Source organism: Listeria sp. Marseille-Q6474 (assembly GCF_946902005.1).
Classification (GTDB): domain Bacteria; phylum Bacillota; class Bacilli; order Lactobacillales; family Listeriaceae; genus Listeria; species Listeria innocua.
On the sequence record NZ_CAMPPS010000002.1, the window covers coordinates 311472 to 323694 of the forward strand.

Genomic DNA, 12223 nt, shown 5'->3' on the forward strand with positions numbered 1-12223 from the left:
AGAGGACTTTTTTATTATTTTTTACCGAAAACAATGTTCGTATAGCTATTTAGAGTAACAAAGTAATAAACAATGTACATTAATGTGTAGACACCGGTAGAAATCACAACTGGTAGTGTTAAATCTAGTGCCAGCATATGTGAAAGTCCAACAAGTGCAAAACTACTGTGCGCAATTCCGATAACTAATGGAATCAAGAATACAACGAGTAATTGTTTAGCAAGAATTTTGCGGATGTCTTTTTTAGTAAGACCAATTTTCTTCAAGATGTCAAATGTACCGATGTCGTTATATGCTTCTGTAAGCTGTTTGAAGTAGATAATACTTCCTGTCGCTGCTAGGAAAACAAAACCGATAAACATACCGATAAATAGAAGTACACCGGTTACTGTGATGATTTGTTGATAAGTAGCTGCGTAAGAAATGAGATTGCTATCTTTTGGAACTAGTGACTGCATTTTTTTATCTAAATCTTGCGCTTGTTTTGCATCTTTTACAGTAATAGATTCAACTGTTTGAGATGGGATATTCTTATCAGTCCCTATCATGGCAACTCTTTCATCAGGAAGAACGAGTAAGCCCATAACGGAAGCAATTGGTGAATTTTGAACAACTGATTTAATTTCAACATTTGGTTTGCTTGGTGAAGCTAATGTATATTTTTCGCCAATCATTTGTTTTTGCGCTTTTTCATCATAAGTGACTGAAAGTACCATTTGTGCTTCATTAGCTTTTAAATTAGCTGCATTTTCTGGGTTGCCTTGTTTTTTAACAAGTGAATTATATTCAGATTGAGAAATAACAGGGAAACCTTCATTTATATCATATTCTACAAAGTCTGGTCGAGTTCCTTCTGCCTTGACAGTGTAGTAAGTGCTCTTTTGTTCGTACTCAACTGGGTGATCAGAGTCACTTTCAGCTGTTTTCACGATTTTATCATTTAGTGCTTTGTCTGATGGAACTTGATACTCAAAACTTGATGGTGCAGAAGTGTTTGCTGATGTATTTGCTTGATAGTATATACTGCTTATCGTTCCAATAGCAGACAAGGTCGTTGCACTTAAAATAGAAATAATAATTAACGTTTTTGCATTGGATGAAATTCTAAAGTTCAACTGAGAGGTAGAAATGATATTACTACCTTTATAAAAAATCCGTTTGTTGTTTCTTAGCTTTGTAAGTAAATATGGTAAGAAAAAGGTAATAAACAAAGACGTACCAATAATTACTGAAGCTAAAATAACAAGTGCTCCGATAGAAAAACCTAATTGCGCCCATAATGAATTTTTAGAATCAAGCGGTTGCCCAGCGATGAAGTAACCAAGTGCGATTAATACGATGGAAAGTAGCGCCAAAATAAAAGAAGGTTTTGGGCTTTTTTCGCGTTTTGATTCGGAGTGGAATAAGTCTAGCAATGTTGTACGATAGATAATTCGGTAGCCTGTGAAAGAAGTAAACAAAGTAATGATAATAAAAACAATACTTGTTTGTAAAACTGCTCCCCATGAAAAGGCAAAACCGCCAATACTATCGAGATTAATTAAGTTAAGTAAGATCGTTACGAAAATTTTCGAAAGCAGTGTACCAGCCAAAATACCAATTACTAATGCGCCAAGACCCATAATGAAATTTTCATAAAATAACATCCGACCAATTTCTTTTTTACGAAGGCCGAGTAAAGAATAAAGACCGATTTCTTTTTTCCGTTTTCTTGTGAAGAAGTTGTTGGAATAAAGAATGAAAATTGCTACGAATATAAGCAAAATGACAGAGGAGCTAGAAAACGCGGTTGATAACTTAGAAGATTGGTCAATTCTAGCTACGACTGATGGATCCTTCGAAAGAACAAGGAAGGTAAAATAAATCATAATGCTGAAAATCATCGATGCGAAATATAAAAAGTAATGTACAAAATTATGTCTAATATTTTTCTTCGCTAAATCAAATAACGTCATCTGTGTCGCCCCCCAGTTTTGCAAGGACGTCTAGAATTTTTTGGAAGAACTCCTTACGTGTTTTTGTTCCACGATAGATTTCTGTATATAATTCTCCGTCTTTAATAAATAAAATTCGTTTGCAGAAACTTGCTGCAAATGCATCGTGTGTAACCATCATAATGGTAGCTTTGTCTTGTTCATTTAAGTCACGTAAGCTTTCAAGTAAGTTGGTTGCAGATTTGGAATCAAGTGCTCCAGTTGGCTCATCGGCAAAAATCAAACTAGGTGAAGTAATAATTGCACGTGAGGCAGCTGTACGTTGTTTTTGACCACCAGAGATTTCACTTGGGTATTTATCAAGAATTTCTGTAATACCGAATTTTTCACTAATAATTGCTAATTTCTCTTCCATTTCTTTGACTGGGCGTTTTGCTAGTGCAAGCGGAAGGATAATATTTTCACGGATTGTGAGAGTATCTAGTAAGTTGTAATCTTGGAAAATAAAACCTAGTTTATCACGGCGGAAAGTAGACATTTGTTGTTCATTCATGTTTTCAAGTTCTTGTCCAGAAATCATAATCTCACCAGAAGTTGGCTTATCAATAGTAGATAAAACGTTAAGTAAAGTAGACTTACCAGCTCCAGAAGGCCCCATAATACCTGTAAATTCGCCTTCTTTAATATCAATACTGATATTTTCAAGTGCAGTATACACATTTCCTTTGCTTCCATAAATTTTTCTTACATTTTTTGCTTGTAGAACTGTCTCCATTATTTTCTCTCCTTAAAACTAGATTCATTTAGTATATGTATCATTCTATCGTTTAAAAAGGAGTGGTTCCATCGTATCAAATGACAATTACGGAAGATATCCTTACAAAATTGTTAGTTTTGTGAAATAAAAAACTGGAATCCGTCTCAATAAATCTTTGGAAAAAGACTTATTAAAGGGAATTCCAGCTTGTATTTCTTTAAACGGTAAATAATTTGGAGAGATTTTCTGATGGCAGAAGATTTCCGATGAAGAAGGAACCAAATTCAGCATAACGGGCACTTGCTTCATCAAAACGCATTTCTGTCACGATTCGTTTGAATTCTAGTGCATCATCTGAAAATAAGGTCACACCCCATTCGTAGTCATCAAAACCGATGGAGCCACCGATAATCTGTTGTACTTTTCCAGCATAGCTTCTGCCAATAAGACCGTGATCGCGGATAAGTTTTTGGCGTTCTTCCATTGGAAGCATATACCAATTATCGGCGCCGTCACGTTTTTTACTCATAGGATAGAAACAAATGTGTTTTTTAGGCGGAAGAGCTGGGTAAAGCCTCGCACGAACGCCTTTATTTTGGTAAGGATCTTCGCCGCCAGCCATATGAGATGCAAGATAGTTACTTAATTCCACAACAGATATGTAGGAATACGTTGGTAATAAGTAGTCGGCAATGGCTAATTTATTAAAACGGTTCTCGACTTCATTTAAAGCCTCTAAGGAATCACGTAAAGTGAAGAATACTAAATCCGCTTTTTGGCCAAGAATGCTGTAAATGGTATGTTCACCTTCACCGATATTTTTTGTGATTTCCATATCGCTTAAAAAGTGGCTTAGCTCATTTAACATAAGTTCTTGATTTCCTGGATTTAATTCACGCCACGCTGCCCAGTCAATCGAACGAAAATCATGTAGACAAAACCATCCATCTAAAGTTTTTACTGCTTCATTCATTATGTATCACTCCTTGTTTAGAATATCACTAACTAGAGTGTAACATATCAGAAGTGGTTCGTCCGTTTCGCTGTTTGTGAAATTAGGTTTCAAAAGGGCGGTATTTTTTGCGTAAACTTTGCTGGCTTTCTAACCGAAGTTCAATATCTATTCGGTGAAAGAGAACCATATTTCCTTTTTTTGTAAACGGGAGTAAATCGCGTTTTGCTAAGGAAAGGAGAGCTTGCTTAGATATGCCTAAGTAAGTCGCGGCTTCATTTGTAGTCAGGAAGTTTTCTTCTAGCCATTTAAAATCTATTTGTTGTTGGCGCACATCTTTTCACCTCTTTTTCTTTAAGTGTAGAAAATATCTGATAGAAATACAAGAGAAAACATTAACAATTGCTGAAAAACAAGCTATACTTTAACTAAATGATAAATCTAGGAGGTACAAATATGAATGACGTATTAACTTTACTCAGAAATCATCGTTCTTTTCGGAAATATAAACAGGGTATCGAAATTCCCGAAGAAAAGCTCGATGCTATTATTCGAGCAGCTCAAGCAGCCCCGTCGTGGATTAATGGACAGCATTATTCCATTATTGCGATTAAAGACCAAGAACGTAAAAACAAAATGGCAGAACTTTGCGGGAATCAACCATACATAGCTGAATGTTCAGTATTTCTTTGTTTTGTAGCAGATTTCCACCGCGTAAAAGTGGCAAGTGAGCTGCACGGCAAAAGTTTCCAAATTGCTAGTGAAGAAGATTTGTTGATGGTTGCGGCAACGGATATAGGTTTGTGTATGCAAAATGCTTTAACAGCCGCTGAGTCGCTTGATTATGGGACAATTTGTATTGGTGGTTTACGGAGAAATATTACAGCTACTTCTGAGTTTCTTGCTTTACCAAAATATGTCATGCCGGTCGTTGGGCTTTGTATCGGGGTTCCGGATGTAGAAGCTCCCGTAAAACCTCGCTTGCCGAAAGAAGCCGTTTATTTTGAAGAAACGTACCAAACTGATGTTATGCCTTTACTTGAAGCTTATGACCAAGAAATCATTCCTTTTTCTGAGCGGGAAGGTTTTGTGTCTTATACCGAACGTTTAGCAAAATTTTATGATAAGCCGTATTATCCGAATTTAACAGAACAAATAAAAGAAAGAGGCTTTTTAGGCGGAAAATAACTAGCATCTTAGCGGTTATTAGTATATACTTTTAAGTGACAAAACCCAGCAAAATCGCTGGAATGGAGGTAAGTGTATAATGAAAGAAGCATTATTTTTAAACCCTGTTTTTCAAGATCGAATTTGGGGTGGAACGAAATTACATGATTACTTTGGTTACGATATTCCGTCCAAAACGACCGGAGAAGACTGGGCGATTTCCGCTCATCCAAATGGTCCTTCTGTCATCAAAAACGGGGAATATAAAGGGAAAACTTTAGCTGAATTATGGCAAGAAAAACCAGAACTTTTTGGTAATCCGAAAGAAGCTGTTTTTCCATTACTTACAAAAATCTTGGATGCAAATACGGATCTTTCTGTACAAGTTCATCCAAATGACGAATATGCCAAAGTACATGAAAACGGGGAACTTGGAAAAACGGAATGCTGGTATATTATTGACTGCGCTCCGGGTGCGGAATTAATTTATGGACATAAAGCAGCAAGCAGAGAAGAATTCGCTAGCTGGGCAAAAAATGGCGAATGGGATAAATTGCTTCGTAAAGTAGCGATTAAACCGGGTGAATTTTATTATGTTCCAAGTGGCACGATTCATGCGCTAGGTACTGGCACTTTAGTACTTGAAACGCAACAAAGCTCTGACACAACTTACCGTGTATATGACTACGACCGTAAAGACGCAGAAGGAAACTTGCGCGAACTTCATTTAGATAAAGCAATCGACGTTACAACTGCGCCACATGTGGATGCGAAGTTAGATATTAAAACAGAAACACGCGATGGTTTAACCGAAACTACTTTTGTATCGAATGACTTCTTTAGCGTTTATAAATGGGAAGTGGATGGCACGGCTGAATTTACGGCTAAAGCGCCTTACACGTTAGTGAGTATTTTAGACGGAGAAGCAGTACTTACGATTGATGGCAACGAACAGGCTATTAAAAAAGGAGATCATTTCGTATTACCAAATGAAGTGAAATCTTGGGAAATAGCTGGCAAAATCACAGCAATTGTTTCTACACCTCCTGTAAAATAACAAATAAGCAGAAATCTTTGTATAAAAACTATACAAGATTTCTGCTTTTTTTATTTCTATGGAATTGCGGGCTACTTTTTTGAGTTACTTAAGATGAATGTATTAATATAGGTATCTATTTCGAGTTTATGTTTCTCTGCATCAACAGTCTTAGGCGTGAGTTCATAATACTTTGCGTTTTCTATATTACGTGCATAAAATAAACTGTATTCCAACGGGTGAATCACATCATAGTTATTTGCAAGTATCAGTGTGGGCATCGTCACATTAGTTAATTCATTTTTGCTTTTTATTGGCCTATCTCTAGGTATATCAATAAATTTTTTATAGTAATTAACAGAGGCGACGTCTTCAAAATATCGCTTAAAAGTATCAATTGCTTTAGGGTAGGTATCTTTTATCGATGGAAATAACGGGTCTTGCTCAAATAACTGTGAACCATTTTTTTTAGGTAAATATATACTTACGGTATTAAACCATTCTATCACTTGTTTTTTCATGGGATCATCTGTCGCAGAGCTCCTAAGTAATATAAGCCCCATCACTTTATTTGCTGCATGGACTGCTAAATTCACCGCAACGCCAGCCCCCATAGATAATCCGCCGACATAAAAATGCTGTATGCCTAAATAATCCATTAACGCTAGTGCATCACTCGCCAAGCTATCGTAGCTAAGTTTTCTGGAATCATGTCCACTTTTCCCATGACCTCTTTGATCCAATGAAATTAATTGGATTTTTTCATCATTGTTAAATGTGTCAAAAGCAAATTTTAAATTATCACCTAGTCCATGAAGAAACAAAAAGGGGATACCTTCTCCTTGTATTTCATAGTTAAAGTAAGTTCCTTCGTGTTTAAATAATGGCATCGTTTATAAACCACTCCTTTGATGGTATTAATCCAGCGCGTTTAGTATTTTTCACCATTAATCCATGTAGTTAGAACCTCGAATTTCTCATCGAGTAAAACTAAGTCAGCGATATAGCCTTTTTCAATGCGACCGAATTTTTTCATACCTAGGATTTCTGCGGGTGTACTTGTGGCCATTTGTATCGAGTCTTGTAAGCTAATACCAAATTCATTACTTAACCTTAACGATTTATTCATTGTCACGGTGCTTGAAGCTAGCGTTCCGTCTTGTAAGCGTGCGATTCCTTCCTTAACAGTTACTTGGTGACCGCCAAAAATATACTCGCCGTCGCCAACTCCCATAGCTTGAAGGGCATCAGTTGTGAGAACAATCTTATCTGGTCCTTTAATTTTATGGATGAGACGCACAATTCCAGGATGAAGATGGACCCCGTCTACGATAGTTTGAACGCTTACCGCATCATTTTCCAAAGCCGCTGTAACAAGTCCTGGTGCGCGGTGATGGATTGCTGGCATAGCATTGAAGCAATGAGTTATATGTGTTGCTCCTTTTTCAAAAGCATCTTGCGCCTCTTCATAAGTTGCATTGGAATGCGCAATTGCAATAACAACTCCTCTTTTTTTCAAGAAGTCAATGAGTTCGATACCACCGGGCAATTCTGGCGCAATCGTTACCATTTTAATCAGACCATCTGCTTCATCAAAAATTTGTTTCATTTCTTTTAAGTCAGGGTGTCTTAAATAAGCTGGATTTTGCATGCCCTTTTTTTCTATATTGAGGTAGGGGCCTTCTAAGTGAATTCCTGCAATTTTAGCACCTTGCTCTTTTCCAACCACTTTTTTTGTTTGCTTAATCATTTGAATCAAATCTTCCAAAGAGGAACTTACCGATGTGACTAAAAAACTAGTACATCCTGTTTCCGCACAAGCCATTGATACAGCTTGGATGCTTTCTGTTGAACCATCCATCATATCGTAATTCTTTGCCCCATGGATATGAACGTCAATCATTCCAGGTATGAGCAACTGACCATTTCCATCAAAAATTTGCTCTGTTGAATATTGTTCAGGAATAATTTTACTGGTTGGAAAAACTTCTGCTATCAGATTGCCTTCTGTAATAACTGTTGCATTGATTAATTCATTTTCTTTGTAAACTTTTACGTTTTTGATAATCGCCATTATTTTCACAATCCTTTCAAAGATATAACTTCTACTTCTTTAGAAATAAGGTGTTGCATCAAATCTTTTGGCAGGGGCTCATTTGTTATGACGGCATCAATTCCAGAAAAATCAAGCTTGAATGCAGTCTTTGTATTCACTTTCGTATGATCAATTAACAGGTATACTTTTTCGGAATTTCTGATAATCTCTTGCTTTAGGTAGACATCTGTAAGTTCGGAATAAAAGATACCTTGTTCCGTTAGCCCAGCACCGCCAATAAAAGCAACGTCAAAGTTAAATTGTTTGAGTTGGCCTAAAACGGGCTCGCCGGATAATACACGTGAATGGAAGTTGAAAAAACCGCCAAGCAAGTATACTTTATTAGCTTCATTCTGAGATGCTGCGATTGCATTATCCATAGAATTAGTCACAACCAATAAATCATTTTGCTCAAGGTCGGAAGCCAAAAAATGAACTGTGGTTGAAACATCTAAATAGATAGTCATATGATCTTTTATTACTTCGCCAGCAGCTGAGGCAATTGCTTGTTTCTGTTCACTCTGCTTCACTAATCTACTTGTATAACTTTCTATTTGAGGTTTTAAAATTGGTAGTGAAACCCCACCTGGATAGCGTTCTGCGAGTCCGCTTTCGACTAATTTTAAAATATCACGCCTTGCCGTATCTTTTGAAATGGAAAAAATTCGCATGAGTTCTTCCTGAGAAATAGTTTTCTTGTTCTCTAGTAGCTTCAGTGCTTCCACTATTCTTTCTTTTTGATTCATGATTTCCGCCACCTTTTATAATTTATTTTAAGTTTATTTTTATTTTAAATAAGTTTTTATAAGTTAATTATATACCTAATTATGTTTATGTCAAATTATAATTTTTGACTTAAGGGAGAAACTAGTTCTAGCAGTTTTTTCTTCGTGTGTTTTGAAATCTAGGTTATAATGGTAGTAATTGTGTAAAAGCATCAAAAACAGCAACATAGAGGTGAAAAAATGGCTATAAAGATGAAATGGGTTATTTTAGTTAGTATTATTATCGTGCTTTTAGTGGTGGGCTGGTTTCTTGGGACTAGGCTAACGGTGAAAAAATATGAAGTGAGCTCTACTAAAATTGAAAAAGAGATTAAACTTGTGCAATTATCGGATTTGCATTTTAGTGAATTTGGCGATAAAAATGAAAAATTGTTAGATAAAGTGGCAAATTTAAATCCAGATGTGATTGCGATTACTGGGGATCTTTTTGATAAACAAGGGGATAGTGTTCCTAAAGAACTTATTAAAAAGCTTACGAAGATTGCGCCTGTGTATTATTCGCCCGGAAACCACGAATACGATGTTAAAAATGCCTATGAGGACGATTACAAGCCTTTTTTAGAAAAAATGGGTGTAGTTAACTTAGAAGATAAAACAGCTACTATCGATGTGGGCGGGCAGAAATTTCAGATGTCTGGTTTGCGGAGTAGTGCGAATTTAGATTATGATTATCCTTATTATAAAGAAGGTATAGCGGAGATAAAAACGCAGCAAGATTCGCAGTACTATCAAATTCTTTTGTCACATATGCCGGATTATTTTGAGCTTTATGTGGAAAATGGCTTTGATTTAACCTTAAGTGGTCATACGCATGGCGGGATTGTGCGGATTCCATATACAAATATTGGTGCGATAGCTCCCGGACCACAGCGAACACTGTTGCCGGAGTATGTTTACGGTGAGCATTCGAAAGATGGGAAGACGATGATAATTTCTGCTGGACTTGGCGCGGGTAGTTTTCATCAAAAAGCTTTTCCGCGGTTAGGGAATCCATATGAAATTGTTGCGGTTACGATAAAACCGGAGACGAAATAAAAAAAGAGCCTTCACCAAGGCTCTTTTTTGCTATTTAAATATATGATCCAAATTCGTATGTTCGTCTGACTCGCAATTACAAGCTTTTTCGAGTTCGCAGCCGCCGCATTTTCCTTCTTTGCTACGTTTTACAAATTTTATAATCGCGTAAATAGTATAACCAAAAATTGCTCCGCCAAGTAATAAATTAACGATAATACTCACGAAAAACATCCTCTCTTAAACGAATAGACTGCCGATTTGATAAACAAGAAATACTAACACGTAAGCTGTAACAAGTGGATAAGCGACAGAGAATGCGGTCCATTTCCACGAACTAGTTTCTTTTCGAATCGCCGCAACCGTTGCTAAACACGGAATATAAAGCAAGATGAACAACATAAAGCAATAAGCCGAAAGTGGCGTATAGAAGGTGCTAACGATGCTGCCAAGCGAACTTTCTCCAACTGCATAAATAATCGCCATTGTAGAAACGACTACTTCTTTTGCTAGAAAACCAGGAATCAGTGTCGCGCCAGCTTGCCAAGTACCAAATCCTAAAGGAACGAGCAGTGGTGCTAGCATTCCACCAATGATTGCTAAGAAACTTTCGCCCATTGGTACATCGAGTCCGGATGGTCCTGCGTAGTTTAACAACCAAATAATAACCGAACCTGCAAAAATAAATGTGCCTGCTTTACGCAAGAATCCTTTTCCTTTTTCCCAAGTGCTGCGCCATAACGTTTTGAGTGAAGGTAAACGATACGGAGGTAGCTCAACGACGAATACGGAATTATCTTTTTTAAGCAATGTTTTTGAAAGAATTTTAGTAACTATCAGCGCCATTAAAATACCAATAACGTAAAGAGAAAGGACAACAAGCGCTTGATGTTTCTCGAAAAACACGCCTACAAAAAGAGCATAAACAGGAAGACGTGCCGAACAAGACATAAATGGTGAAACAAGAATCGTGAGTGTACGCTCTTTGGATTCTTCAATTGACCGTGCAGCCATAATCCCGGGTACGTTACAACCAAAACCAATAATCATTGGAATAAAAGCTTTACCATTTAAGCCGAAAATTTCCATTACTCGGTCCATAACAACTGCTATTCTGGCCATATATCCAGAATCCTCTAAGACGGAAATAAAGAAGAAAATAACCAAGATTTGAGGAACGAAGACAAGAACCCCACCAACACCAGCGATGATGCCATCCGCGACCAAATCAATGATAAACCCAGACGCACCAATAGTTGTTAAGAAAGATGTCACCCAGTCCGTAAGCGATCCGCCGATAAAACCATCAAGCATGTCTGAGAGCGGGGCGCCAACCCAAGTAAAGGTTATCTGGAAAATCAACCACATAATTCCTAAGAAAATCGGAATACCTAATAATTTATGTGTAAAAATTTTATCGAGTTTGTCTGATAGTGGAATATCCGAATTGCGCGTGTATTCGACTGAGGTCAAACAAATATCATGAATATAACTCGCGCGCACTTGGTGGAAATGATTTTCTAGTTTGCCGTTGAGTTCACTTTCTAACTCAGCACGGATTTGTTGTAACTGTTCAAACGCTGAATTAGATGCTAAAAATGCTTCCGTTACTTCATTTTTGGAAAGAAATTGAATTGCTAACCAGCGCGATTGTTTAGCAGGAATCAGTTCTTTTGTTAAAGCCTGAATTTCTTTGATTGCTTTCTCAGCTGGTTCGCCGTATTGTAAAACAAGCGGAATCGCTGGTGCCACGTGCTTTTCAGATAAAGTAGATAAAATATCCTCGGTTCCTTTTCCAGAACGCGCAACTACTGGCAAAATCGGAATGCGTAGTTTTTTTGCTAAGTTTTGGATGTTTAAATGAATGCCGCGTCCAGCAGCTACATCTATCATGTTAAGTCCCATCACAACAGGCGCGCCGTACTCAAGCAGTTGAACAGTTAAATTTAAATTGCGTTCAATTTGTGAGGAATCGACAATGTTTAACATGCAATCGAATTTTTCTTCAAGTAAAAATCTAGTGACAACTGTTTCATCACGAGAGATAGGGTTTAAGTCATAAATACCGGGTAAATCAATTAATTTTCCTGTTTTAGAACGTAAAGTACCAACTTTCTTTTCAACGGTTACTCCGCTCCAGTTTCCTACATATTCATAAGAGCCAGTTAGTGCATTAAATAAAGAAGTTTTACCAGTGTTCGGGTTTCCGAGTATGCAATATGTATTTTGACTCATCTGCGTTCCACCATAATGGCACAAGCATCACATTGTCTAATACTAATATATTGTCCTTTTGTTTCAAAAGTGCATGGACCACCAAATAGTCCTTTTTGTTTGATACAAATATCACAACCTTCGTCGCAACCAAGCGCAAGTAAGCGGCGTTTAAGCATCGCATTCTCGATTTTTAACTCTGAGATGCGAACTTTTTCGCCGACAGCAGTTTCATTTAATTGCATAAGCTCGTAGGCCTCCTTTTATGT

General features: G+C 37.1%; 13 protein-coding genes. 3 read left to right on the forward strand and 10 right to left on the reverse strand.

The window, feature by feature from the left end:
* Positions 1-14: 14 nt before the first annotated feature.
* From OC533_RS12345 to OC533_RS12360, 4 genes are all read right to left on the reverse strand, one after another.
* Complete coding sequence (locus OC533_RS12345; RefSeq protein ID WP_185550555.1) at positions 15-1955, reverse strand: ABC transporter permease; 1941 nt, start codon at positions 1953-1955, stop codon at positions 15-17.
* Positions 1942-2709 (reverse strand): ABC transporter ATP-binding protein, encoded by a 768-nt coding sequence (locus OC533_RS12350; RefSeq protein ID WP_070024723.1) that lies wholly within the window; start codon positions 2707-2709, stop codon positions 1942-1944. Before OC533_RS12350 ends, OC533_RS12345 begins: the two co-directional genes overlap by 14 nt.
* A gap of 199 nt (positions 2710-2908) precedes the next feature.
* Positions 2909-3664 (reverse strand): hydrogen peroxide-dependent heme synthase, encoded by a 756-nt coding sequence (gene hemQ, locus OC533_RS12355; RefSeq protein ID WP_185482306.1) that lies wholly within the window; start codon positions 3662-3664, stop codon positions 2909-2911.
* Between the two features lie 82 nt (positions 3665-3746).
* The gene (locus OC533_RS12360; RefSeq protein WP_045552854.1) at positions 3747-3977 is read right to left on the reverse strand and encodes a helix-turn-helix domain-containing protein; all 231 of its coding nucleotides are present in this window, start codon (positions 3975-3977) and stop codon (positions 3747-3749) included.
* Between the two features lie 122 nt (positions 3978-4099).
* Between OC533_RS12360 and OC533_RS12365 the strand changes: the two genes are divergently transcribed.
* On the forward strand, positions 4100-4831 hold the full coding sequence (locus tag OC533_RS12365; RefSeq protein ID WP_185547757.1) for an NADPH-dependent oxidoreductase: 732 nt from the start codon (positions 4100-4102) through the stop codon (positions 4829-4831).
* A 79-nt stretch (positions 4832-4910) separates the two neighbouring features.
* Positions 4911-5867, forward strand: coding sequence for a mannose-6-phosphate isomerase, class I (gene manA, locus OC533_RS12370; RefSeq protein WP_194323594.1), 957 nt, complete (start codon positions 4911-4913; stop codon positions 5865-5867).
* 71 nt (positions 5868-5938) lie between these two features.
* Here manA and OC533_RS12375 read toward each other — a convergent pair whose 3' ends face one another.
* Genes OC533_RS12375 through OC533_RS12385 form a run of 3 tightly spaced genes read right to left on the reverse strand, consistent with a single transcriptional unit; the run spans position 5939 to position 8687 of the window.
* Positions 5939-6736 carry an alpha/beta fold hydrolase gene (locus OC533_RS12375; protein WP_194323595.1) on the reverse strand — a complete coding sequence of 266 codons (798 nt, stop codon included), beginning with the start codon at positions 6734-6736 and terminating at the stop codon, positions 5939-5941.
* Between the two features lie 41 nt (positions 6737-6777).
* Positions 6778-7920, reverse strand: a complete 1143-nt coding sequence (nagA, locus tag OC533_RS12380) for an N-acetylglucosamine-6-phosphate deacetylase (RefSeq protein WP_194323596.1) — start codon at positions 7918-7920, stop codon at positions 6778-6780.
* Positions 7921-7925: 5 nt separating this feature from the next.
* Positions 7926-8687, reverse strand: coding sequence for a DeoR/GlpR family DNA-binding transcription regulator (locus OC533_RS12385; protein WP_194323597.1), 762 nt, complete (start codon positions 8685-8687; stop codon positions 7926-7928).
* 219 nt (positions 8688-8906) lie between these two features.
* Between OC533_RS12385 and OC533_RS12390 the strand changes: the two genes are divergently transcribed.
* A complete protein-coding gene (locus OC533_RS12390) occupies positions 8907-9761 on the forward strand; it encodes a metallophosphoesterase (protein WP_194323598.1) in 855 nt (284 codons plus the stop codon).
* Positions 9762-9791: 30 nt separating this feature from the next.
* On the opposite strand, the gene OC533_RS12395 is transcribed toward OC533_RS12390, so the two are convergent.
* From OC533_RS12395 to OC533_RS12405, 3 genes are read right to left on the reverse strand one after another with little or no spacing between them, the layout of a single operon-like run.
* Entirely contained in the window at positions 9792-9974 is a 183-nt protein-coding gene (locus tag OC533_RS12395) for a FeoB-associated Cys-rich membrane protein (RefSeq protein ID WP_003769684.1), read from the reverse strand.
* Positions 9975-9980: 6 nt separating this feature from the next.
* Positions 9981-11975: a ferrous iron transport protein B gene (gene feoB / locus OC533_RS12400; protein ID WP_160464461.1), complete on the reverse strand. Its 1995-nt coding sequence runs from the start codon at positions 11973-11975 to the stop codon at positions 9981-9983.
* The gene (locus OC533_RS12405; protein ID WP_003722363.1) at positions 11972-12199 is read right to left on the reverse strand and encodes a FeoA family protein; all 228 of its coding nucleotides are present in this window, start codon (positions 12197-12199) and stop codon (positions 11972-11974) included. The genes feoB and OC533_RS12405 overlap by 4 nt, the downstream gene beginning before the upstream one ends.
* Positions 12200-12223 lie beyond the last annotated feature (24 nt).